This window comes from Streptomyces galbus (assembly GCF_005280195.1).
GTDB lineage: Bacteria > Actinomycetota > Actinomycetes > Streptomycetales > Streptomycetaceae > Streptomyces > Streptomyces galbus.
In genome coordinates this window covers 52,114-75,611 of record NZ_SZPR01000017.1, presented here as the reverse complement: position 1 = coordinate 75,611, position 23,498 = coordinate 52,114, and the positions used below count along the sequence as shown (strand labels likewise).

The window sequence follows — 23,498 nt, the reverse complement described above, 5'->3', positions numbered from 1 at the left end:
GCGGGTCCGGGGGCCCGGGCCTACATTGGACGTACGTCAGCGTCGACGCGTCCGGAGCCCGTCATGACCGTCAGCCATGCCCTCGAGGCCGGCCTCCTGCGACGGCAGGATCCCGAGCTCGCCGACATCCTGCTCGCGGAGCGGATGCGCCAGGCCACGACGCTCCAGCTCAGCGCCGCCGAGAACTTCAGCTCACCGGCCGTGCTGGCCGCGCTCGGCTCCCCGCTCGCCAACAAGTACGCCGAGGGCTACCCCGGCGCCCGCCACCACGGCGGCTGCGAGATCGTCGACATGGCCGAACGGGTCGCCGTGGACCGCGCCAAGGCGCTGTTCGGCGCCGAGCACGCCAACGTCCAGTCCCACTCCGGCTCCTCGGCCGTGCTCGCCGCGTACGCCGCCCTGCTGCGGCCCGGGGACACCGTGCTCGCCCTCGGGCTGCCCCACGGCGGTCACCTCACCCACGGCTCGCCCGCGAACTTCTCCGGCCGCTGGTTCGACTTCGTCCCCTACGGGGTGGACGCGGAGACCGGGCTCGTCGACCACGAGCAGGTGCGCACCCTGGCCCGCACCCACCGGCCCAGGGCGATCGTGTGCGGCTCCATCGCCTACCCCCGCCACCTGCCCTACGCCTTCTTCCGCGAGGTCGCCGACGAGGTGGGCGCCTTCCTCGTCGCGGACGCGGCCCACCCCATCGGGCTGGTCGCGGGCGGCGCGGCGCCCAGTCCGGTGCCGTACGCCGACATCGTGTGCGCGACCACGCACAAGGTGCTGCGCGGGCCGCGCGGCGGGATGCTGCTGTGCGGCGCGGACCTCGCCGAGCGCGTCGACCGGGCGGTGTTCCCGTTCACCCAGGGCGGCGCGCAGATGCACACCATCGCCGCGAAGGCGGTCGCGTTCGGGGAGGCGGCCACGCCGGCGTTCTCCGCGTACGCCCACCAGGTGGTCGCCAACGCGCGCGTGCTCGCGGCCGGGCTGGCGGCACAGGGCCTGGCGGTCACCACCGGCGGCACCGACACGCACCTCGTCACGGCCGACCCGGCGCCGCTCGGCGTCGACGGGCGCACCGCGCGCCGACTGCTGGCGGGGGCCGGGATCGTGCTGGACTGCTGCGCCCTGCCGCACGCCGACCTGCGGGGTCTCAGGCTGGGCACGGCCGCGGTGACCACCCAGGGCATGGGGGAGGAGCAGATGGCCGCCGTCGCGACGCTGACGGCCCGGGTGCTGCGCCGGGAGACGGACGCCCAGCGGGCCCGCGAGGACGTCCGCGACCTGGTCGCGGCCTTCCCGCCGTACCCCGGCTGACGGGGTGGTGATGCTCCCGTACACCCCCCGGTGGACCCCGTACGACGGACTCCACAGCGTTACGTGCAACCATCGTGGCTACCCGGAAGTCCTCACTCACATGCGGCCATCGCTAGGGTGTGGGGCTGAGATGGCCAGCGAGACCTGTGGGGAAGCCCGTGCGTGAATACCTGCTGACGCTCTGCATCACGGCCGCGGTGACGTATCTGCTGACAGGGCCGGTACGGAAGTTCGCGATCGTGGCCGGGGCGATGCCGGAGATCCGGGCACGTGACGTGCACCGGGAGCCCACTCCGCGCCTCGGCGGGATCGCCATGTTCTTCGGGCTGTGCGCGGGCCTGCTGGTCGCGGACCACCTGACCAACCTCAACGAGGTCTTCGAGAAGTCGAACGAGCCGCGCGCCCTGCTCAGCGGCGCCGCGCTGATCTGGCTGATCGGCGTCCTCGACGACAAGTTCGAGATCGACGCGCTGATCAAGCTGGGCGCGCAGATGATCGCGGCCGGCGTGATGGTCATGCAGGGTCTGACGATCCTGTGGCTGCCCATCCCGGGCGTCGGCACGGTCGCGCTGACCCAGTGGCAGGGCACCCTGCTCACGGTGGCGCTGGTGGTCATCACCATCAACGCGGTGAACTTCGTGGACGGCCTGGACGGTCTCGCGGCCGGCATGGTGTGCATCGCGTCGGCGGCGTTCTTCATGTACGCCTACCGCATCTGGTACTCGTACGGCATCGAGGCCGCGGCCCCGGCGACGCTGTTCGCGGCCGTGCTGATGGGCATGTGCGTGGGCTTCCTGCCGCACAACATGCACCCGGCGCGCATCTTCATGGGCGACTCCGGCTCCATGCTGATCGGCCTGGTGCTGGCGGCGGGCGCGATCTCGGTGACCGGCCAGGTCGACCCCGACGTGATGAAGCTGTTCTCCGGGTCCGAGCGCAACGCGGTGCACCAGATGGTGCCGGTCTACATCCCGCTGCTGATGCCGCTGACCATCATCGCGATCCCGGCGGCCGACCTGATCCTGGCGATCGTGCGGCGCACCTGGCGCGGCCAGTCGCCGTTCGCGGCGGACCGCGGGCACCTGCACCACCGGCTGCTGGAGATCGGGCACTCGCACAGCCGCGCGGTGCTGATCATGTACTTCTGGTCGGCGCTGATCGCGTTCGGGGCGCTGGCCTACTCGGTGAACTCGGCGTCCATGTGGATCGTCCTCGGCGTGGTGTTCCTCAGCGCGGTGGGCCTGGTGCTGCTCCTGCTGCCGCGGTTCACGCCGCGCGCCCCGCGCTGGGCCGAGGCGTTCGTGCCGCCGCGCTACCGGCGGCGCCGGGCGGCGTCGGCCCTCGCAGCGGCGGAGGCGGACGGTGCCGGAAGCCCAGAGGACGCCGAGGACGCCGAGGACGCCGGGGACACCGGGAGCGAGGGCGTGGCGGCGGCCGACGACGAGCCGCGCAGGCCCGTCCCGGTCGGCGTCTCGGGCGGCCCGGGGGTGCCCGGCGTCAACGGAGCGACCGCGCTCGGCGCCCGTTCGCGTGTTCCCCGCGGATGAGGGCGCCGGGTAAGAATCTGACTAGAACATTGCCAACTCGTGGGGGAGCGAACCCCCCTAATACCAGACAAGTCGGCGCTGTTTTCGCTCAGACGCGCACGATCACCCTCACGTGTGACAGTCAGCACACCATCCAGGTAAAGACCTCATCAAATAGTTTGTGATACGGTTCACGAGAACCCCCGGTAGAGCCGGCAGGCCGCAGTGCGACGGCCCGACGGTGCGAGGTCTCGACCGCCTCCGCCGGGACTACGCTCGTCCATGACGACACCCCAGCCCCCTTTTTGAACGCGGAGTTGCCGCCATGCCGTCCAACGACGTCCGGATCCTGGCCCAGGCCGCTGTGCCCACGGCTGCCGTCGGCGCGATCGCCGCCGTCGTCAGTGGTGTGGTCGCCGGCGGGAAGGGTGCGGTCGGGGCGATCGTGGCGGCCGTGCTGGCGATCCTCTTCATGGGTATCGGTCTCTACGTCCTGCAGCGGACGGCCAGATCGCTTCCGCACCTCTTCCAGGCCATGGGTCTGATGCTGTACGCCGCGCAGATCCTGCTGCTCTTCGTCTTCCTCGCCGTGTTCAAGGACACGACGCTGTTCAACCCCCGGGCGTTCGCGCTCACCCTTGTCGCCGCCACCCTCACGTGGATCGCCGCCCAGACGCGCGCCCACATGAAGGCCAAGATCCTCTACGTCGAACCCGAAAAATCGGGGCACTCGTCGTGAGGGGTAGGGCCGGGATAAGGACGCCTGAGAGATCCTGCTATCGTCCGGTGCCAACTGCGGCATCGCGGGCGCGGGCATTCGAGCTGACGCCTGCTCAAGCGCGAGGCGAGATGCCCCTCAGCCGCCCCCACATCCGTAACACCAGTCCCGTGCCGAACCGCGGCTCGCTGCCGCGCCGACACAACGAGGTTGCCGTACCTATGCGCCACGCTGAAGGAGCCCGCGGTGAGTGCTGATCCGACGCAGGTGCTCGCCTTCGAGACCGACTGCCACATCTTCGACGGCTGTGGCTTCCCGGCTCCCGGCCTGCACTCGTTCCTGTTCGAGCCCCTGTGGGGCGACGGCGACAGCAACGTGTACTTCAACAAGACGATGCTGCTGGCGCTGCTCGGTTCCATCGTCATCGTCGGTTTCTTCTGGGCCGCCTTCCGCAAGCCGAAGGTCGTTCCCGGCAAGCTGCAGATGGTCGCCGAGGCGGGCTACGACTTCATCCGCCGCGGAGTCGTGTACGAGACCATCGGCAAGCGGGAGGGCGAGAAGTACGTCCCGCTGATCGTCTCGCTGTTCTTCTTCGTGTGGATGATGAACCTCTGGTCGGTCATCCCGCTCGCCCAGTTCCCGGTCACCGCGATCATCGCGTACCCGGCCGTGCTCGCCCTCGTGGTCTACGTCCTGTGGGTGTCGCTGACCTTCAAGCGCCACGGCTTCGTGGGCTTCTTCAAGAACGTCACGGGCTACGACAAGTCGCTGGGAGCGGTCCTGCCGCTCGCGATGCTCATCGAGTTCTTCTCGAACCTGCTCGTGCGCCCCTTCACGCACGCCGTCCGGCTCTTCGCGAACATGTTCGCCGGTCACACCCTGCTGCTGCTCTTCACGATCGCCAGCTGGTACCTGCTGAACGGCATCGGGATCGCCTACGCCGGTGTCTCGTTCATCATGACCATCGTGATGACGGCCTTCGAACTCTTCATCCAGGCCCTTCAGGCGTACGTCTTCGTCCTCCTGACGTGCACCTACATCCAGGGCGCGCTCGCCGAGCACCACTGAGCCCCGCCCCGCACCACCCCCCAGCCGTCCGGTGGCCAACCCCCACCGGTCCGTAAAGAAAAGGAAGAACTGGCATGTCCCAGACCCTTGCCGCTGTTTCCGGCTCGCTCGGCTCCATCGGTTACGGCCTCGCTGCCATCGGCCCCGGCGTCGGCGTCGGCATCATCTTCGGTAACGGCACCCAGGCCCTCGCCCGTCAGCCCGAGGCCGCCGGCCTGATCCGTGCCAACCAGATCCTCGGCTTCGCCTTCTGTGAGGCGCTCGCCCTGATCGGTCTGGTCATGCCGTTCGTCTACGGCAAGTGATCTGACGATTCACGATCAGCCGACTAGACGAAAGGCACTGACATGAGCCAGCTGCTCATTCTGGCGGCCGAGGAGACCGAGAATCCCCTCGTCCCGCCGATCCCCGAGCTCGTCATCGGCCTCATCGCCTTCGTCATCGTCTTCGGCTTCCTCGCCTGGAAGCTCCTCCCGAACATCAACAAGGTTCTGGAAGAGCGTCGCGAGGCCATCGAGGGCGGTATCGAAAAGGCCGAGGCCGCGCAGACCGAGGCTCAGAGCGTCCTCGAGCAGTACAAGGCCCAGCTCGCCGAGGCCCGTCACGAGGCCGCGCGCCTGCGCCAGGAGGCGCAGGAGCAGGGCGCCGCACTCATCGCCGAGATGCGTGCGGAGGGCCAGCGCCAGCGCGAGGAGATCGTCACCGCCGGCCACGCCCAGATCGAGGCCGACCGCAAGGCCGCGTCCTCCGCGCTGCGTCAGGACGTCGGCAAGCTGGCCACCGAGCTGGCCGGCAAGCTCGTCGGTGAGTCCCTCGAGGACCACGCCCGGCAGAGCCGCGTGATCGACCGCTTCCTCGACGAGCTCGAGGAGAAGGCCGAGGCGGCGCGATGAACGGAGCGAGCCGCGAGGCCCTGGCAGCCGCACGTGAGCGTCTCGACGCGCTGACGGACTCCACGTCCGTGGACGCCGCGCGGCTCGCCGACGAGCTGGCGGCCGTCACCGCGCTGCTCGACCGCGAGGTGTCGCTGCGTCGGGTCCTGACCGACCCGGCGCAGGCCGGAGAGGCCAAGGCCGAACTGGCGCAGCGCCTGCTCGGCGCCCAGATCAGCGGCCCCGCCGCCGACCTGGTGGCCGGTCTGGTGCGGTCCCGCTGGTCGCAGCCGCGCGACCTGGTGGACGCGCTGGAGGAGCTGGCGAACACCGCCGACCTCACGTCCGCCCAGCGGGCCGGCACGCTCGACGACGTCGAGGACGAACTGTTCCGCTTCGGCCGGATCGTCACCTCGAACACCGAGCTGCGCGCCGCACTGACGGACCGGAAGGCCACCGGAACGGCCAAGAGCGTGCTGCTGGGCAGCCTGCTCGGCGGCCGGGCCGACGCGGCCACCGAGCGTCTGGTCACGCGCCTGGTGAGCGCGCCGCGGGGTCGTAGCCTGGAAGCGGGACTGGACTCGCTGTCCAAGCTCGCCGCCGAGCGCCGCAACCGCGTCGTGGCCGTGGTCACCTCGGCGGTGCCGCTGAGCGACGTGCAGAAGCAGCGCCTGGGCGCCGCCCTGGCGAAGCTCTACGGCCGCAGCATGCACCTGAACCTCGACGTGGACCCCGACGTCCTCGGCGGGATCCGGGTGCAGGTCGGCGACGAGATCATCAACGGCTCGATCGCGGACCGCATCGACGACGCCGCCCGCCGCATGGCGAGCTAGCAGCCAACTCAACACGAACGTACCTACGGCCCTGGTTGGGCCGTGCAGAGGATTCACCTCTTTTGGGGGGGATCCCCATACCCCCCAAGTGAAACTTCGGGCCCAACAAGGAGAGCAGGGAACCCAGATGGCGGAGCTCACGATCCGGCCGGAGGAGATCCGGGACGCACTGGAGACCTTCGTCCAGTCGTACAAGCCGGACGCGGCCTCGCGCGAGGAGGTCGGTACGGTCACCGTTGCCGGCGACGGCATCGCCAAGATCGAGGGTCTGCCCTCGGCCATGGCGAACGAACTGCTGAAGTTCGAGGACGGATCCCTCGGTCTCGCGCTGAACCTGGAAGAGCGCGAGATCGGTGCGGTCGTCCTGGGTGAGTTCAGCGGCATCGAGGAAGGTCAGCCGGTCACCCGCACCGGTGAGGTCCTCTCCGTCGCGGTCGGCGAGGGCTACCTCGGCCGAGTCGTCGACCCGCTCGGCAACCCGATCGACGGCCTCGGCGAGATCGAGACGTCCGGCCGCCGCGCCCTCGAGCTGCAGGCCCCCACGGTCATGCAGCGCAAGTCGGTGCACGAGCCCATGGAGACGGGCTACAAGGCCGTCGACGCGATGACCCCGATCGGCCGTGGCCAGCGTCAGCTGATCATTGGCGACCGGCAGACCGGCAAGACCGCGCTGGCCGTCGACACGATCATCAACCAGCGCGACAACTGGCGCTCGGGCGACCCGAAGAAGCAGGTCCGCTGCATCTACGTCGCCATCGGCCAGAAGGGCTCCACCATCGCCGGCGTGCGCCGCGCGCTGGAGGAGAACGGCGCCCTGGAGTACACGACCATCGTCGCCGCCCCGGCGTCCGACCCGGCCGGCTTCAAGTACCTGGCGCCGTACACCGGTTCGGCCATCGGTCAGCAGTGGATGTACGAGGGCAAGCACGTCCTCATCATCTTCGACGACCTCTCGAAGCAGGCCGACGCCTACCGCGCCGTGTCGCTGCTGCTGCGCCGCCCGCCGGGCCGTGAGGCCTACCCGGGTGACGTCTTCTACCTGCACTCCCGGCTGCTGGAGCGCTGCGCCAAGCTCTCCGACGAGATGGGTGCCGGTTCGATGACCGGTCTGCCGATCGTCGAGACCAAGGCCAACGACGTCTCGGCGTTCATCCCGACCAACGTCATCTCCATCACCGACGGCCAGTGCTTCCTGGAGTCGGACCTGTTCAACGCCGGTCAGCGCCCCGCGCTGAACGTGGGTATCTCCGTCTCCCGCGTCGGTGGTTCCGCCCAGCACAAGGCGATGAAGCAGGTCTCCGGCCGACTGCGCGTCGACCTCGCCCAGTTCCGTGAGCTGGAGGCGTTCGCCGCCTTCGGTTCCGACCTGGACGCGGCCTCGAAGTCGCAGCTGGAGCGCGGCCAGCGCATGGTCGAGCTGCTGAAGCAGGAGCAGTACCAGCCGATGTCCACCGAGGACCAGGTCGTCTCCGTCTGGGCCGGCACCACCGGCAAGATGGACGACGTGCCGGTCGCCGACATCCGCCGCTTCGAGCGCGAGCTGCTGGAGTACCTGCACCGCAAGGAGCAGGGCCTCATGACCTCCATCCGCGAGGGCGGCAAGATGTCCGACGACACCCTCACGGCCGTCGCCGACGCGATCACCGAGTTCAAGAAGCAGTTCGAGACCTCGGACGGCAAGCTGCTCGGCGAGGACACTCCGGCCGCTGCCGCCAAGTGACGTAAGGAAGGACCTGACTCATGGGAGCCCAGCTCCGGGTCTACAAGCGTCGCATCCGATCCGTCACCGCGACCAAGAAGATCACCAAGGCGATGGAGATGATCGCCGCCTCGCGCGTCGTCAAGGCGCAGCGCAAGGTGGCGGCCTCCACGCCGTACGCGCAGGAACTGACCCGCGCGGTCACGGCGGTCGGTACGGGTTCGAACACCAAGCACCCGCTCACCACGGAGGCGGAGAACCCGGCCCGTGCCGCGGTCCTGCTCCTCACGAGCGACCGCGGTCTGGCCGGTGCCTTCAACTCCAACGCCATCAAGGCGGCGGAGCAGCTCACCGAGCGCCTGGAGCGCGAGGGCAAGCAGGTCGACACGTACATCGTCGGCCGGCGCGGTGTCGCCCACTACAACTTCCGTGAGCGCAAGGTCTCGGAGTCGTGGACGGGCTTCACCGACGAGCCGACGTACGCGGACGCCAAGAAGGTCGCGGCACCTCTCATCGAGGCCATCGAGAAGGACACGGCCGAGGGCGGGGTGGACGAGCTCCACATCGTCTTCACCGAGTTCGTCTCGATGATGACGCAGACGGCGCTCGACGCCCGGCTGCTGCCGCTGCGGCTGGACGAGGTCGCGCAGGAGGCGAAGCCGCAGGGCGAGATCCTCCCGCTCTACGACTTCGAGCCCTCGGCGGAGGACGTCCTCGACGCCCTGCTGCCGCGCTACGTGGAGAGCCGGATCTACAACGCGCTGCTCCAGTCGGCCGCTTCGAAGCACGCCGCCACGCGGCGCGCGATGAAGTCGGCCACCGACAACGCGGGCGAGCTGATCAACACGCTCTCCCGTCTTGCCAACGCGGCCCGCCAGGCCGAAATCACCCAGGAAATCAGCGAGATCGTCGGTGGCGCCAGTGCCCTGGCCGACGCGACCGCGGGGAGTGACCGATAATGACCACCACTGTTGAGACCGCGACGGCTACGGGCCGCGTCGCCCGGGTCATCGGCCCGGTCGTCGACGTGGAGTTCCCCGTCGACGCGATGCCGGACATCTACAACGCCCTTCACGTCGAGGTGGCCGACCCGGCCAACGCCGGCGAGAAGAAGACGCTGACCCTGGAGGTCGCCCAGCACCTGGGTGACGGCCTGGTCCGCACCATCTCCATGCAGCCCACCGACGGTCTGGTCCGCCAGGCCGCGGTCACCGACACCGGCAATTCCATCACGGTGCCGGTCGGCGACTTCACCAAGGGCAAGGTGTTCAACACCCTCGGTGAGGTGCTGAACGTCGACGAGCAGTACACCGGTGAGCGCTGGGGCATCCACCGCAAGGCCCCGAACTTCGACGAGCTCGAGTCGAAGACCGAGATGTTCGAGACCGGCGTCAAGGTCATCGACCTGCTGACCCCGTACGTCAAGGGCGGCAAGATCGGTCTGTTCGGCGGTGCCGGCGTCGGCAAGACGGTGCTCATCCAGGAGATGATCTACCGCGTCGCCAACAACCACGACGGTGTCTCCGTGTTCGCCGGTGTCGGTGAGCGCACCCGTGAGGGCAACGACCTCATCGAGGAGATGTCGGACTCGGGCGTCATCGACAAGACCGCCCTGGTCTTCGGTCAGATGGACGAGCCCCCGGGCACCCGTCTGCGCGTCGCGCTGGCCGGCCTCACCATGGCCGAGTACTTCCGCGACGTCCAGAAGCAGGACGTGCTGTTCTTCATCGACAACATCTTCCGCTTCACGCAGGCCGGTTCCGAGGTCTCCACGCTGCTCGGCCGCATGCCGTCCGCGGTGGGCTACCAGCCGAACCTGGCCGACGAGATGGGTCTGCTCCAGGAGCGCATCACGTCGACCCGCGGTCACTCGATCACCTCGATGCAGGCGATCTACGTCCCCGCGGACGACCTGACCGACCCGGCCCCGGCCACCACCTTCGCCCACCTCGACGCGACGACGGTGCTCTCCCGTCCGATCTCGGAGAAGGGCATCTACCCGGCCGTGGACCCGCTGGACTCCACGTCCCGCATCCTGGACCCGCGCTACATCACGGCGGACCACTACAACGCGGCCATGCGCGTGAAGACGATCCTGCAGAAGTACAAGGACCTGCAGGACATCATCGCGATCCTCGGTATCGACGAGCTCGGCGAGGAGGACAAGCTCGTCGTCCACCGTGCCCGTCGCGTGGAGCGCTTCCTGTCCCAGAACACCCACGTCGCCAAGCAGTTCACCGGCGTGGACGGTTCGGACGTGCCGCTGGACGAGTCGATCGCCGCGTTCAACGCGATCTGCGACGGCGAGTACGACCACTTCCCGGAGCAGGCGTTCTTCATGTGCGGTGGTCTCGAGGACCTCAAGAAGAACGCGAAGGAGCTGGGCGTCTCCTGACCCCCGGCTGCCCGTGTGACGCGTGAGGGGGCGGGGTCGTCCCGCCCCCTCTGTCACGCCCCTTAGACTTGTACCCAACACCCGGCGAGCAAGAGCCGGGTGGTGACCCGAGGAGCCTCTCTTGGCTGCTGAGCTGCACGTCGAGCTGGTCGCCGCCGACCGCCAGGTCTGGTCCGGCGAGGCCACCCTGGTCGTCGCGCGCACCACGTCCGGCGACATCGGCGTCATGCCCGGTCACCAGCCGCTGCTCGGTGTGCTGGAGTCGGGCCCGGTGACCATCCGTACGAGTGACGGTGGAACGGTCGTCGCCGCGGTGCACGGCGGTTTCATCTCGTTCGCGGACGACAAGCTGTCGCTGCTGGCGGAGATCGCCGAACTGTCGGACGAGATCGACGTCCAGCGCGCCGAGCGGGAGCTGGAGCGCGCCAAGGCCGAGGGCGACGCCTTCGCCGAGCGGCGCGCGGAGGTCCGCCTGCGGGCGGCGACCACGCACTGAGCACAGCGCGTATGCGATGACGTCACTCAGCCGCGGTCGGCACCGGAGCAATCCGGCGCCGGCCGCGGCTGAGGTGAATCTGGATGTTTTTTCCGTTCCGTTATCTAGGAGTCGAGGAGGTCGGTAGTCGATGGTCCTCGCTCTGACTGTGTGCGGAATCGTCGTCGCCCTCGTGGTGCTGGGTCTGTTCGTCTTCGGTCTGCGCCGCAGGCTGATCCAGCGCTCCGGGGGCACCTTCGACTGCAGCCTGCGCTGGGACGTGCCGGAGCGGCCCGACACCAGCGGCAAGGGCTGGTCCTACGGGGTCGCCCGGTACAGCGGCGACCGCCTGACCTGGTTCCGGGTCTTCTCCTACGCCCCCCGCCCGCGCCGGGTCCTGGAGCGCGCCTCGATCGAGGTGGCCGGGCGCCGGCTGCCGGAGGGCGAGGAAGAGCTGGCGCTGCTGTCGGACGCGGTGATCCTGGTCTGTCTCCACCAGGGGACGCGGCTCGAGCTCGCCATGAGCGAAGACGCGCTGACCGGATTTCTCGCGTGGCTGGAGGCAGCCCCGCCCGGTCAGCGCGTCAACGTCGCCTAGAGCATGTACTCACGGGTCGAGCACGGTCCTACAGGTTGCTGCTGATCGCGTTCACCAGCTCGCCGTTCGCGGTGTCACCGCTGAACTCCCAGAAGAACGCGCCGCCCAGGCCCTGGTTCTTGGCCCAGGCCATCTTGGTGGCGATGGTGGCCGGGGTGTCGTAGGACCACCAGTTGGTGCCGCAGTGGGCGTACGCGGTGCCGGCGACGGTGCCGGTGGCCGGGCAGGACGTCTTGAGGACCTTGTAGTCCTCGATGCCCTGCTCGTAGGTGCCGGCCGCGGGGCCGGTGGCCGTGCCGCCCGGGGCGTCCTGGGTGACGCCGGTCCAGCCGCGGCCGTAGAAGCCGATGCCGATGAGCAGCTTGTTGGCGGGGACCCCGATCGCCTTGAACTTGGCCATCGCGTCGGCGGTGGTGAAGCCCGCCTTGGGGATGCCGGTGTACGAGGTGAGCGGGGAGTGCGGGGCGGTCGGGCCCTTGGCGTCCCACGCGCCGAAGAAGTCGTACGTCATCACGTTGTACCAGTCGACGTACTGCGCGGCGCCCGCGTAGTCGGCGGACTCGATCTTGCCGCCGGCCGAGCCGTCGGCCGTGGTGGCGGCGGTGACCAGGTTGTTGGCGCCGAACTTGGCGCGCAGCGCGGCCATCAGGTTCTTGTACGCCGCCGCGCCCGAGGTGTCACAGCTCAGACCGCAGGCGTTCGGGTACTCCCAGTCGATGTCGATGCCGTCGAAGACGTCGGCCCAGCGCGGGTCCTCGACCAGGTTGTAGCAGGACTGGGCGAACGCGGCCGGGTTGGCCGCCGCCTGGCCGAAGCCGCCGGACCAGGTCCAGCCGCCGAAGGACCACAGGATCTTGATGTTCGGGTACTTGGCCTTCAGCTTGCGGAGCTGGTTGAAGTTGCCGCGCAGCGGCTGGTCCCAGGTGTCGGCGACGCCGTCGACGGACTGGTCGGCGGTGAAGGCCTTGTCGTAGTCGGCGTAGGAGTCACCGATGGCGCACTGGCCGTTGGTGACGTTGCCGAAGGCGTAGTTGATGTGGGTGATCTTGGCCGCGGAGCCGGACGTCACGAGGTTCTTGACGTTGTAGTTGCGGCCGTAGATGCCCCACTCGGTGAAGTAGCCGAGCTTGACCTTGCCGCCGGGGGGCGGGGGAGTGGTGGTCCCGCCGGTGGTGTGGACGGCGACCGAGCCGCTGACCGGGCCGGTCTGGTCGGCGGTGTCGCGGGCCTGCACCGTGTAGGTGTAGTCGGTGCCGGCGGTCAGCCCGCTGTCGGTGTACGACGTGGTGGTCACGGTGGCGACCTTCGCGCCGTCGCGCAGCACGTCGTAGTTCTTGATGCCCTTGTCGTCGGTGGCCGCGCTCCAGCTCAGCTTCACCGAGGTGTCGGTGACGGAGGAGGCGGTGGGGGTGCCGGGCGCGGAGGGGGCCGCGTCACCGGGGACCGTGGGGCCGCCGTCGCAGGAGCCGCCGTTCAGCTTGCAGTTGGCGGGTGAGCCGGGGCCGCTGCCGTTGAAGCCGAAGGAGACGGAGGCGCCGGGGGCGATGGTGCCGTTCCAGCCGACGTTCTTGGCGGTCCAGTGGTCACCGGAGTTGGTGACCGTGGCGTCCCAGGCCGAGGTGACCTTGGTGCCGGAGGGGAAGTCCCACTCCACGGTCCAGGAGCTGATGCTGCTGGTGCCGGTGTTCTTGACGGTCCACTGACCGCCGAAGCCGGTGCCCCAGTCGCTGGTCTTGGTGAAGGTGGCGGTGGCGTTCGAAGCGGCCTCCGCCTGGCTCGCGAGGCCGACCAGTCCGGCCAGCGGGAGCACCAGGGTGGCCACTGCGGCCGCCGCTTTGTGTCTGAAGCGCATCCTGCGTCCTCTGTTTGGGGGAGCGGGGGTGTGGAGATGTGTGGGGGTGTCGTGGGCATGACTGAGCCTTCAGCCCACGGTGCCGCGAGAATAGAAAGGTCTGGACCACAGGTCAATAGGTCTGGACCACTTCGGGGTCGGGTGGCTGGATCCCCAACTCCTGCGCGAGCACCGCCGCTTGGGTCCGGCTGCGCAGCCCGAGCTTGCCCAGCAGACGGCTGACGTGCGTCTTCGCCGTCGCCTCGGCCATGTCCAGCCGCTCGGCGATCATCGCGTTGGACAGCCCCTCACCGAGACAGGACAGCACCTCGCGCTCCCGCCGGGTGAGCCCGTCGAGCACCGCCGGATCGGCTCTCGACTCCCGTGCGGACCCGGCCGCGAACTCCGCGATCAGCCGGCGTGTGACCGCCGGGGCCACGACCCCCTCGCCCCGGGCCACCGTCCGCACCGCCTCGACCAGTTCCCGCGCCTCCGCGCTCTTCAGCAGGAACCCCGCGGCCCCCGCGCGCAACGCCCCGAACACGTACGCGTCCAGGTCGAAGGTGGTCAGCACCAGGACGTCGGCCAGGCGCTCCCCGACCACGCGGCGGGTCGCCGACACCCCGTCCAGGCGCGGCATCTGAACGTCCATCAGCACCACGTCCGGCGCCAGCTCCCGGGCCAGCGCCACCGCCCGCTCGCCGTCCGCCGCCTCGCCGACCACCTCGATCCCGGGCGCGCTGCGCAGGATCAGCACCAGCCCGGCGCGCACGGCCGACTGGTCCTCGGCCACCAGCACCCGCACGGGACGGCTCACCGCACACCTCCTGACGTCATGTCGGCCGCCAGCGGCAGCCCCGCGCGCACCGTCCAGTTCCCGCCGTCCGGCCCCGCCGAGAAGGTGCCGCCGAGCAGCGCGGCCCGCTCCCGCATGCCGACCAGACCGGCTCCCGATCCCGGCGCGAGCGGCCCGCCGCGCCGGACGTACGGGCTGCTCACCCGCACCTCCAGCACTCCGTCCCGTTCGCCCAGCGACACCGTGACCGGGCCCGGCCCACCGTGCTTGAGGGCGTTGGTCAGGGACTCCTGGACGATGCGGTAGGCGGCCAGGCCGACGGGCGCCGGCACCTCCGCGTGCCGCGCGGTCAGGCACACGTCCAGACCATTGGCGCGGGCCGCCTCGACCAGCGCGCCCAGTCCGTCCAGGGTCGGCGCCGCCGCGGGCGCCGTCTCCGCGCCCGCGTCCCGCAGGAGGCCGATCAGCCGCCGCATCTGGGCCAGCCCCTCCACGCTGTTCTCCCGGACGACCGCCAGGGCCTCCTTCGTGGTGGCCGGCTCGTCGATCGACAGGGCCGCCGTGGAGTGGATGGCGATGGCCGACAGGTGACCCGCCACCAGGTCGTGCAGCTCACGGGCCACCCGGGCCCGCTCGGCGGTCACCGCCTGGACCCGGTCCCGCTCCGCGAGCAGCGCCGTCTGCGCGGCGCGCAGCCGGGCCGCCTCGGCGGCGTCGCGGTGGTCACGCACCAGCGCGCCGGTGGCCGCAGGACCGAACGACACGAGCGCCGCGCCCAGCCCGACGAACAGCGCCTGCGGGTCGCGCCACCACACCAGGAAGCCCAGCGTCACCGCGAGGCTCGCCAGCCCGGTGGCCACCGGCACCCGGCGCGCGGCCGACGGGGGCCCGTACAGCACGGCCGCGTAGGCGAGGTCGGTGTACATCAGGATCGTCGCCGCGTTGCCCGGCGCGAGCACGTCCAGCACCAGCGCCCCGGTGCCCGCGAGCAGCGCGGCCCGCGGCGCCGACCGGCGCAGCAGCTCCAGGCCGGCCATCACAGCCAGCGCCAGGAGCCCCCAGGCGGGCGGCAGCAGCGCGCTGCCCGAGGTGGACAGCCCCAGCGCGGACATCGCCAGCCCGCCGAGCAGACCGGCGAGGGCGACGGCCACGTCGAAGCGGTGCGGGCGGGACAGGCGCGGCCGGCCCGGTCGTACGGCCATGTCCCCATCCAACACGCTCACCGGGCCCGGCGCCTGATGCCCGGGGAGGGTCCGCACTGCATCCTTCGATGTACCGACGGGTCGTCATCGGCGACGACGCGCCCGGCCGTCCCCGCCGCGAGCCTGGAAGGGCGCCCGGAAGGGCGTACGGAGGGAGCGAAGCGTGATCGTCGGGTTGGTCGTCGCCTGCGAGGTGGCGTTCTGGGTGCTGCTGGCCGCCGGACTGGCCGTGAGGTACCTGCTGCGGATGCCGCGCACCGGCCTCGCGCTGCTGCTGTGCGAGCCGCTGCTGGAGGTGGTGCTGTTCGCCGTCACCGCGGTCGACCTGCGCCATGGCGCCGAACCGGACTGGCGCCACGGGCTGGCCGCGGTCTACATCGGCTTCACCGTCGGGCTGGGCCACTCCACCATCGCCTGGGCCGACGCCCGCTTCGCCCACCGCTTCGCGGGCGGCCCGCCGCCCGTACGGCCGCCCCGGTACGGCAGGGCCCGCGCCGTCCACGAGTGGAAGGTCGCGGGCCGCTGGATCCTCGCCTGCGCCGTCGCCCTCGCCCTGCTCCAGGCCGCCGCCTGGTACGTCGGCGGCGACGGCGACACCGGCTCCCTGCGCGCCTGGCAGCACCGGATGCTGGTCGTCATCGGCATCAACCTGGTCGTGGCGGCGGGCTACACGCTGTTCCCCGAGCGCGAACGTCCGCGCTAGCGCTCGCCGCCCGGCACCCACAGCACGTCACCGGTCTCCTTGTTCGCCGTACGGGCCAGGATGAACAGCAGGTCCGACAGCCGGTTGAGGTAGGTCGCGGTCAGCGGGTTCATCGCCTCGCCGTGCGCTTCCAGGGCCGCCCACGTCGAGCGCTCGGCCCGGCGCACCACCGTGCACGCCTGGTGCAGCAGGGCCGCGCCGGGCGTGCCGCCGGGCAGGATGAACGAGCGCAGCTTCTCCAGCTCGGCGTTGAAGCGGTCGCAGTCCGCCTCCAGCCGGTCGACGTAGAACTGCTCCACCCGCAGCGGCGGGTACTCGGGGTTCTCCACCACCGGCGTCGACAGGTCCGCGCCCACGTCGAACAGGTCGTTCTGCACCCGGGTGAGGACCGCCACGACCTCCTCGCCGAGCCCGCCGAGGGCGATCGCCGTGCCGATGACCGCGTTCGCCTCGTTCGCGTCGGCGTACGCGGCGATGCGCAGATCGGTCTTCGGTACCCGGCTCATGTCCCCCAGGGCGGTGGTGCCCCGGTCGCCGGTCCGGGTGTAGATACGCGTCAGATTGACCATGGGGCCAGAGTAGTTCGGGTCAAAGCCGCCCAACTACGCCGTACGTGGCGACCTCTGACACGCCCGCGGTGTGATGTCCGTCAGATGAGACGTGACGCGCGTTACTAACCCGTCACACAGCGCCTCCGGCCCGCTAGGGTCCCGCCGAGGGGACGTACGGGCCGGACCGGTCCGCTGCGCCGGACGGCTGACTCCGGTGACAGCGGGCGCGTGAGGGGGCAGGGCTTCTCCCGGCACGGGAAACACTTGCGTCCCCATGGCCTCACCCCTGCGAGTGAATTCGGTATCGGTTCGCTCACAGACGGCAACCTCCGGCCGTTTGCCGCAGTCAGAGGTTGCAACACCGGACCACCACACCGCGGAGCACGAGACGCACGCTTAGGGGAGCGCATATGCACATCAGGGGCGACCACGTCGAGCTGGTCGTCGGGGGCCGCCTCGACGTCCGCAGCGCGGCGGACGCCCGTACGGCCTTGCACACGGCGGTCGACGACGGCGTCGGCGACCTGGTGCTCGACCTGTCCGAGCTGGACTCCTGGGACGCCACCGGCCTCGGTGTGATCATGGGCGCCCACCGGCGGGCCGGCCGCTGCGGCCGGCGCCTGGTGCTGCGCGGGGTGCCGCCGCAGATGCAGCGCCTGCTGGTGGCCACCCGGCTGCACCGCATCCTCGCCATCGAGGGCGGCCTCGCGGCGGAGTCGCTGCCCCACGTCTGAGCCGAGCGGCGGACCCGTTCCCGGACGCCCTGACCGCCCGGCGCACCCGCGCCGCACGCCGGAACCGCCCGGTCCGCGGCGAACCGCGACGTCACACACGCAATCCTCACCGGACCGTGACGTCCCGGACCGCGCGGCACCCCGGACTGTCGGAGATACTGGGCCAAGGTTTACGGTTCGTCTGCCCGCCGCCCGCAACCCTCGAGCGGGCACCGGACCAGAAGCGACAGCGCAGTGTGCAGCAAGGCCGGGAGGGGCTACCGCCACACGACGCTTTTGGGGGGCTTGAGCCTATGGACCCGACCCGCCGGGGACCCGAGGAGTACGGCCGGGACGCCGAGGACCGCGCGCCGCGCCCACGCCCGTCCAGGGACCCCCTGACCCCCGACTTCGGCCAGCACGCGGCCTCGCCGGCCCGCGTGGTGCGCCTCGTGGCCGGCGAGCACCTCGTCACCGTCAACCCCGTCGACGGCAGCGAGATCGAGCTCCGCCCGCCCACCGAACTCCCCGGGCGGCCCGCGCGCCGCACCCCCGCGGCCCGCGCCGAGGCCGACCGCGCCGCCCGGCCGCCCGCGCCCGCCGGACCCGACCGGCCCGCGCCGCCCCTGCTGGGCCGCCAGGACGAACGCGAACAGCTCGTCCGGCTGCTCGCCCGCGGCCGCTCCGTGCGGCTCGTCGGCCCGGCCGGCTCCGGCCGCACCCGGATGCTCGACCTCCTCGCCGAGGACTGCGCCGACCTCGCCCCCGACGGCGTGGTCCGCCTCAGCGGGTTCCGCCGCACCGCGGCCGACCTGCTCCACGACCTCTTCCACGCGGTGTACGACGCACCCGAGTACCGCCCCGACCCGGACGAACTGCTCGCCTCGGTGCGGGACGTCGGGGCCGTCGTGGTCGTCGACGACCTCGACTTCGGCGGCGCGGCGCTCGACGACCTCCTCGACGCCACCCCCGAGTGCGCCTTCCTCTTCGGCGCGTCCCCGGACACGCCCGCGCCCACCGCCGACTCCGACGTGGAGGAGGTCGTCCTGCCCGGCCTCGACCGGTCCGGCGGCGTCGACCTCATCGAGCGGTCCGTCGGCCGCGCCCTCACCGAGGAGGAGGCCAACTGGGCCGGCGACCTCTGGTTCGAGTCCGAGGGCCTGCCGCTGCGCTTCGTCCAGGCCGGTGCCCTGCTGCGCCAGCGCGACCTGCTGCGCGCCAGCGCCGAGGCGGTCGACGAGTACGGCGTCTTCGAGGACGCCCGGCCGCTCGCCGCGGAGGCCGGCGAGAGCGCCGGCCCGGGACTGCCGGACCTGTCCGGCGACGGGGCCGGCGAGGAGATACCGCTGCCCTCCCTCGGCGAGGCCGCCGCGCCCGCCCCGCTGCTCGCCTCCCGGCTCAGCGCCTCCGCCCGCGCCACCCTCCGCTTCGCCGTCGCCCTCGGTGGGGAGGTCCCGCACCAGGCGCACCTGCCCGCGCTCGTCGGCGACACCCACGCCGACGCCGCCCTCGGCGAACTCGCCGCCTGCGGGCTCGTCTCCCCGGTCGGCACCCGCTACCGGCTCGCCGCCGGCGTCCTGACCCAGCTCGAGGCCGCCGGGTACGCCGACGACGGCACCGAGACCGCGCACAGCGCCGCCCGGCACTACGCCTGGTGGGCCGGGCACCCCTCGGTCACGCCCGACCGGGTGTGCGCGGAGGCCGACGCCGTGCTCGCCGCGCTGGCCGCCACCGCACCGGCCGCGACCGGGCCCGCCGAGGACGAGACGTGCGTGCCCGTGGAGCTGGCCCGCACCGCGGCACCGGCGTTCGCCGCCGGACTCAACTGGAGCGCCTGGGAGAAGGCGCTGCGCTCCGGCGCCGAGGCCGCCCGCCTGTCCGGTGCGGTCGCCGACCAGGCCTACTTCCACCACGAACTCGGTGTCCTCGCCCTGTGCGAGGGGCAACTGGACCGGGCGCGCGCCGAGTTGGAGTCCTCCATCGGGCTGCGCGGCGCCCTCGCCGACAAGCGCGGCACCGTCGCCGGGCGCCGTGCCCTCGCCCTGGTCGCCGACCGCTCGGGCGACGTGCCCGGCGTCGCGTCGCTGCTGGCGCCGGACGCCTCCGACACCCTTCCCGAGCAGCCGGTCACCCCGCCCCGAGGCGTGCCCGCCGCGTTCCCCGCCCTGGCCGCGCCCACCCTGGTCACCCACCGTCAGTCCGGCACCGCCCCGACGCCCGCCGCGCACCGCCGCGGGGGCCTGCGGGGCCTCGCCAAGCGCAACCTCGTCGCGGCGGGCGCGGGCGCGCTGCTCGTCGCCGTCCTCGGTACGGTCGTCACGCTCGGCGCGACCTCCGACAACGACGCCCACCACCCCTCCGACCGCGTCGGCGTCAACCCGTCGGCCACGACCGGCCTCGACGACGGCAACCCGGGCACGGACACCCCCGGCGACGACACGGGGACCGGCGACACGGGCCTCGCCACGAGCCGCCCCACGGACCCGGGCCCCGACGGCACCCTCGGCACGTCGGACGACCCGACCCCGACGGGAACGACGGAGCCGACACCGGGGACGAACAGCCCCTCGGGCACCCATGACACCCCGACCCCGTCCGCGTCCCACAGCACGTCCCGGCCGCCGTCCGGACATCCGTCGACCTCGTCCCCGTCCACCCCGACCGGCACCCCGAGCGGCTCGTCGACACCTCCGACGAACACCCCGTCCGACTCGGGCACGCCGACCGGGAGCCCGACGAGCAACACCTCGGCGACGGCGGGCGGCGCGGTCACCTCGGTGCCGACCGCTTCCTCGGGTTCCTCGGGCAGCGCGCCCGAGGACGGCGCCGGGACACCTAGCCCGGCGGGCTCGTCAGGGTCCGGCGAGCCGGTGATCTAGGGGGTGTCTCGGGCCGCCACGCGGAGGGCCGGCCGCGGGGGCCGGCCGCGAGGCCCGCGAGCCTCGCCCGGCCGTCGGCGCCGCCCGCCCCGCGGCGGCGCACCACGGCCCCGGGCCCGTTCGGCACCCGCCGGGCACCGTCACCGTGGCGGAGCGCAGTCTCGGCGACAGGGTGAGCCGCGGACACGGTGGGTCGGCACAGCGGCCGCCGGGAACCGGGCGGTCCGCTGGACGGGCCGTCAGGGGGCGCGCCGCGTGTCCGGTCAGAACAGCCGCAGTTTGTCGTCCTCGATGCCGCGGAGGGCGTTGTAGTCCAGGACGTGGCAGCCGATGCCGCGGTCCGTGGCGAGGACGCGGGCCTGGGGCTTGATCTCCTGGGCCGCGAAGATGCCGCGCACCGGCGCGAGGTGCGGGTCGCGGTTCAACAGCTCGAGGTAGCGCGTGAGTTGCTCCACGCCGTCGATCTCGCCGCGCCGCTTGATCTCCACGGCCACCGTGCGGCCCTCGTCGTCCCGGCACAGGATGTCGACCGGGCCGATCGCCGTCATGTACTCGCGGCGGATCAGCGTGTAGCCCTCGCCGAGGGTGTCGATGCGGTCGGCGAGCAGCTCCTGGAGGTGCGCTTCCACGCCGTCCTTGATCAGGCCCGGGTCGACGCCCAGTTCGTGCGAGGAGTCGTGGAGGACCTCCTCCATCGTGATGATCAGCTTCTCGCCGGCCTTGTTGACGACCGTCCACACGCCCTCGTCGTCGCCGGTGCCCTCCTTCAGCGTGCAGGGCGGCGACATCCAGTTCAGGGGCTTGTAGGCGCGGTCGTCCGCGTGGATCGAGACGCTGCCGTCCGCCTTGACCAGGATCAGGCGGGGCGCGGTGGGGAGGTGGGCGGTGAGCCGACCCGCGTAGTCGACGGAGCACCGGGCGATGACGAGACGCATGGTCGGCAACGCTACTCGACACCCCGGGCGGCGCGCGATTCGCCTCCGCCGCCCCGCATGCCCCGTCACCCCCGTCGCCGGAACGCGTCCCCGCCCGTCCCGCCGATCACTCCCTTTCCTCCCTGTACACGGACGTTTCGGGTGTGGCCGATTGTGTGCCTACCTGGGGTTCCCTTTGTTCGCATTCTCCTGGTGCCGCTCCCGGCAGTTGCCTACGGTGGGAACGGGAGGTCGCGATGCGTGTACTCAGCGTGCGCGTGTTGTCTGTGTGGCGGTCTCCCTTTCCCTGTCCGGCAACCCCTGTTCTTCCGGGGTGCGAGAGGAGAACCCATGTCGCTCGACGTCTCACCGGCCCTACTCGAACAGGCCGAGCGAGGCGAGGTCGACGACGCAGCCTTCGTCGACTGCGTCCGGACCTCCCTGCCCTACGCATGGGAGATGGTCAGCTCCCTGGTGGCCCAGCTGAAGGTCGACGGCGGTCCGTTCGCCGACAACCAGACGCCCCCGCCGGACGAGCAGGCACGCGGTCAGCTGCTGCGAGCGCTCGCGAGTGACGCGATACGCGGCGCCCTGCAGCGGCACTTCGGTGTACGGCTGGCCTTCCAGAACTGCCACCGGGTGGCGGTGTTCCCGCTGGACCCCTCGGTCGACGAGACGCTCACCCGCTTCACCTCGGTGCGCAGCCAGTTGCTGAACCAGTCCCCGGAACTCCGGGACTGCTGACGCGGACCCGTCGCTTGCCGCCCCCGCCCGGGGGGTGCCGCCAGTACGGGAGCGGCAAGCGTCCCTCGGCGCGGGGGAGTTCACCCCAGCCGGGGCAGCACCTCGGCGCCCAGCCGCCGCACGTTCTCCTCCGTCGCCGCCAGGTCGCCGGAGCCCTCCACGAGCAGGGCGAAGCGGGAGATGCCGGTGCGCTCGCAGGTCGCGGCGAGCCGGTCCGCGCACACCTCGGGCGTACCCACCGGGTGCAGCCCGCAGAGGAGTTCGGTGTAGGCCACCGGGTCCCGCATCCGGCGGGAGCGGCCGTCCACCGTGACGTGCGCGTCGAGCCCCTGCCGCAGCCAGCCCGGCATCGCCTTCACGAGCGTCTCCACGGCGTCCGTGCGCCGGTCCGCGATCTGGCAGACGCCCGCCGACACGTGGGCCGCGCCGCGGATCTCGTCCGCGGACCGTCCGGCCGCGCGCGCGTGCTGCCGCCACAGGGCGACCATCTCGGCCTTCTCCTCGTCCCCGACGTGCATCCCGAGCAGCATCGGCAGCCCCCGCTCGGCCGCCAGCCGCACACTCGCCGGCGAGGTGCACGCCACGACCACCTCCGGCCCCGCGGTGTCGGTCAGCGCCTCCGACGGCCGGGGCACCACGGGCACCTCGCGGAAGCGGAACCGCTCGCCGTCCGCCCCGACCCGGGCCTCGCGCAGCCAGCGCACCAGCAGATCGAGTGATTCCGGGAACCCGGACTCGTACGCCGCGAGACCGCTGCCGAACACCTCCAGGTCCACCCAGGGCCCGCCGCGCCCCACGCCGAGCGAGAAGCGGCCGCCGCTCGTCAGGTGCAGCAGCGCGGCCTGCTCGCCGAGCGCCACCGGGTGGGCGGTGGACAGCACGCTGACCGCGGTGCCGACCCGGATGCGCCGGGTGCGGCCCAGCAGCAGCGCGGCCAGGGTGACGGCGGACGGGCACGTGCCGTACGGCACGAAGTGGTGCTCGGCCAGCCACACCGACTCCAGCCCCGCCTCCTCGGCCACCTCGGCCGAGCGGACCGCCCGGTGCAGGGCCTCCCCCTGCCCCTGACCCGGGAACTGGGCCGCCAACACGAAACTTCCTACGCGCATGGCACTTTCCTGCTTCCTCGGCTCCGACGCGGAGCTCCCCCACGGGGCATAACCGTCCGACACGTGCCGAGGACACGGGCGGCGGGGGGATTTGCGGATTGTCGGGAGAACCGACCCGGATCCGGCGCCCCGGAAGGGGACTTGTGAGGGGTGACGCCCTCCGCGTACCCGGCCCGGCGCCGCGTAGGCTGGACCCGAGCCCCGCTTCCTGTATAGCCCCGAGAGGTGTCCCGTGTCCCCGCGTCGCAATCGGCCCAAGGGTGCCGACTCCGCGTCCGGCCGCAGCGCCGAGGACGACCGGGCGGGCCGCTACGGCGGCTGGCAGTCCACGGTGAGCTGGCAGGGCGAGGAGTGGAGCGTGCGGCACGTGGCCGGGGCGAGCGCCCAGGGCAAGGCGTACCGCTGCCCCGGGTGCGACCAGACCATCCCCGACGGGGTGCCGCACGTGGTGGCCTGGCCGGAGCACGCGGGCGTGGACGACCGCCGGCACTGGCACAAGGCCTGCTGGAACGCACGGGACCGCCGCACCCCGGGGGTACGGCGGTCCCGCGGCACGCCGAGGTTCTGACC

Annotated in this window: 23 protein-coding genes; 17 read left to right on the top strand and 6 right to left on the bottom strand. The window is 71.7% G+C overall.

What is annotated here, in order from left to right; genetic code table 11:
- Positions 1–63: 63 nt before the first annotated feature.
- From E4U92_RS19835 to E4U92_RS19780, 12 genes are all read left to right on the top strand, one after another.
- Positions 64–1,302, top strand: a complete 1,239-nt coding sequence (locus E4U92_RS19835) for a serine hydroxymethyltransferase (RefSeq protein ID WP_137301784.1) — start codon at positions 64–66, stop codon at positions 1,300–1,302.
- A 158-nt stretch (positions 1,303–1,460) separates the two neighbouring features.
- A complete protein-coding gene (locus E4U92_RS19830; RefSeq protein WP_137301783.1) occupies positions 1,461–2,849 on the top strand; it encodes an MraY family glycosyltransferase in 1,389 nt (462 codons plus the stop codon).
- 304 nt (positions 2,850–3,153) lie between these two features.
- Positions 3,154–3,567, top strand: coding sequence for a Cg1360 family ATP-synthase-associated protein (locus E4U92_RS19825; protein WP_137301782.1), 414 nt, complete (start codon positions 3,154–3,156; stop codon positions 3,565–3,567).
- 225 nt (positions 3,568–3,792) lie between these two features.
- The gene (gene atpB / locus E4U92_RS19820) at positions 3,793–4,614 is read left to right on the top strand and encodes a F0F1 ATP synthase subunit A (RefSeq protein ID WP_137301781.1); all 822 of its coding nucleotides are present in this window, start codon (positions 3,793–3,795) and stop codon (positions 4,612–4,614) included.
- 74 nt (positions 4,615–4,688) lie between these two features.
- Complete coding sequence (atpE, locus tag E4U92_RS19815; protein ID WP_024884520.1) at positions 4,689–4,919, top strand: ATP synthase F0 subunit C; 231 nt, start codon at positions 4,689–4,691, stop codon at positions 4,917–4,919.
- 42 nt (positions 4,920–4,961) lie between these two features.
- Positions 4,962–5,507: a F0F1 ATP synthase subunit B gene (locus E4U92_RS19810; RefSeq protein WP_067237143.1), complete on the top strand. Its 546-nt coding sequence runs from the start codon at positions 4,962–4,964 to the stop codon at positions 5,505–5,507.
- The gene (locus tag E4U92_RS19805) at positions 5,504–6,319 is read left to right on the top strand and encodes a F0F1 ATP synthase subunit delta (protein ID WP_137301780.1); all 816 of its coding nucleotides are present in this window, start codon (positions 5,504–5,506) and stop codon (positions 6,317–6,319) included. Before E4U92_RS19810 ends, E4U92_RS19805 begins: the two co-directional genes overlap by 4 nt.
- Positions 6,320–6,446: 127 nt before the next feature.
- On the top strand, positions 6,447–8,039 hold the full coding sequence (atpA, locus tag E4U92_RS19800; protein WP_137301779.1) for a F0F1 ATP synthase subunit alpha: 1,593 nt from the start codon (positions 6,447–6,449) through the stop codon (positions 8,037–8,039).
- Between the two features lie 20 nt (positions 8,040–8,059).
- The gene (locus tag E4U92_RS19795; RefSeq protein WP_137301778.1) at positions 8,060–8,977 is read left to right on the top strand and encodes a F0F1 ATP synthase subunit gamma; all 918 of its coding nucleotides are present in this window, start codon (positions 8,060–8,062) and stop codon (positions 8,975–8,977) included.
- Complete coding sequence (gene atpD, locus E4U92_RS19790) at positions 8,977–10,413, top strand: F0F1 ATP synthase subunit beta (RefSeq protein ID WP_067237153.1); 1,437 nt, start codon at positions 8,977–8,979, stop codon at positions 10,411–10,413. The genes E4U92_RS19795 and atpD overlap by 1 nt, the downstream gene beginning before the upstream one ends.
- Positions 10,414–10,534: 121 nt before the next feature.
- Positions 10,535–10,909: a F0F1 ATP synthase subunit epsilon gene (locus tag E4U92_RS19785; protein ID WP_067237156.1), complete on the top strand. Its 375-nt coding sequence runs from the start codon at positions 10,535–10,537 to the stop codon at positions 10,907–10,909.
- 130 nt (positions 10,910–11,039) lie between these two features.
- The gene (locus E4U92_RS19780) at positions 11,040–11,486 is read left to right on the top strand and encodes a DUF2550 domain-containing protein (protein WP_137301777.1); all 447 of its coding nucleotides are present in this window, start codon (positions 11,040–11,042) and stop codon (positions 11,484–11,486) included.
- 28 nt (positions 11,487–11,514) lie between these two features.
- Here E4U92_RS19780 and E4U92_RS19775 read toward each other — a convergent pair whose 3' ends face one another.
- The 3 genes from E4U92_RS19775 to E4U92_RS19765 form a co-directional block, all read right to left on the bottom strand.
- The gene (locus E4U92_RS19775) at positions 11,515–13,338 is read right to left on the bottom strand and encodes a glycoside hydrolase family 18 chitinase (RefSeq protein ID WP_137301776.1); all 1,824 of its coding nucleotides are present in this window, start codon (positions 13,336–13,338) and stop codon (positions 11,515–11,517) included.
- A gap of 112 nt (positions 13,339–13,450) precedes the next feature.
- Positions 13,451–14,134, bottom strand: a complete 684-nt coding sequence (locus E4U92_RS19770; protein WP_137301775.1) for a response regulator — start codon at positions 14,132–14,134, stop codon at positions 13,451–13,453.
- Positions 14,131–15,315, bottom strand: coding sequence for a sensor histidine kinase (locus E4U92_RS19765; protein WP_137301774.1), 1,185 nt, complete (start codon positions 15,313–15,315; stop codon positions 14,131–14,133). The genes E4U92_RS19770 and E4U92_RS19765 overlap by 4 nt, the downstream gene beginning before the upstream one ends.
- A gap of 163 nt (positions 15,316–15,478) precedes the next feature.
- On the opposite strand from E4U92_RS19765, the gene E4U92_RS19760 reads away from it, so the two are divergent.
- A complete protein-coding gene (locus E4U92_RS19760; RefSeq protein ID WP_137301773.1) occupies positions 15,479–16,018 on the top strand; it encodes a hypothetical protein in 540 nt (179 codons plus the stop codon).
- On the opposite strand, the gene E4U92_RS19755 is transcribed toward E4U92_RS19760, so the two are convergent.
- A complete protein-coding gene (locus tag E4U92_RS19755; RefSeq protein ID WP_137301772.1) occupies positions 16,015–16,587 on the bottom strand; it encodes a cob(I)yrinic acid a,c-diamide adenosyltransferase in 573 nt (190 codons plus the stop codon). The two genes, E4U92_RS19760 and E4U92_RS19755, sit on opposite strands and share 4 nt — an antisense overlap.
- 392 nt (positions 16,588–16,979) lie before the next feature.
- On the opposite strand from E4U92_RS19755, the gene E4U92_RS19750 reads away from it, so the two are divergent.
- The gene (locus tag E4U92_RS19750) at positions 16,980–17,303 is read left to right on the top strand and encodes an STAS domain-containing protein (RefSeq protein WP_137301771.1); all 324 of its coding nucleotides are present in this window, start codon (positions 16,980–16,982) and stop codon (positions 17,301–17,303) included.
- Positions 17,304–17,596: 293 nt separating this feature from the next.
- Entirely contained in the window at positions 17,597–20,161 is a 2,565-nt protein-coding gene (locus E4U92_RS19745; protein WP_137301770.1) for a tetratricopeptide repeat protein, read from the top strand.
- 263 nt (positions 20,162–20,424) lie between these two features.
- Here the strand turns inward: E4U92_RS19745 and nucS are convergent, their stop codons facing one another.
- A complete protein-coding gene (nucS, locus tag E4U92_RS19740) occupies positions 20,425–21,096 on the bottom strand; it encodes an endonuclease NucS (protein WP_168725159.1) in 672 nt (223 codons plus the stop codon).
- A gap of 330 nt (positions 21,097–21,426) precedes the next feature.
- Between nucS and E4U92_RS19735 the strand changes: the two genes are divergently transcribed.
- Positions 21,427–21,819, top strand: coding sequence for an SCO5389 family protein (locus E4U92_RS19735; protein ID WP_067237180.1), 393 nt, complete (start codon positions 21,427–21,429; stop codon positions 21,817–21,819).
- Positions 21,820–21,899: 80 nt separating this feature from the next.
- On the opposite strand, the gene E4U92_RS19730 is transcribed toward E4U92_RS19735, so the two are convergent.
- Positions 21,900–22,928 carry an LLM class flavin-dependent oxidoreductase gene (locus E4U92_RS19730; protein WP_137301768.1) on the bottom strand — a complete coding sequence of 343 codons (1,029 nt, stop codon included), beginning with the start codon at positions 22,926–22,928 and terminating at the stop codon, positions 21,900–21,902.
- Positions 22,929–23,160: 232 nt separating this feature from the next.
- On the opposite strand from E4U92_RS19730, the gene E4U92_RS19725 reads away from it, so the two are divergent.
- On the top strand, positions 23,161–23,496 hold the full coding sequence (locus E4U92_RS19725; RefSeq protein WP_137301767.1) for an ATP/GTP-binding protein: 336 nt from the start codon (positions 23,161–23,163) through the stop codon (positions 23,494–23,496).
- Positions 23,497–23,498 lie beyond the last annotated feature (2 nt).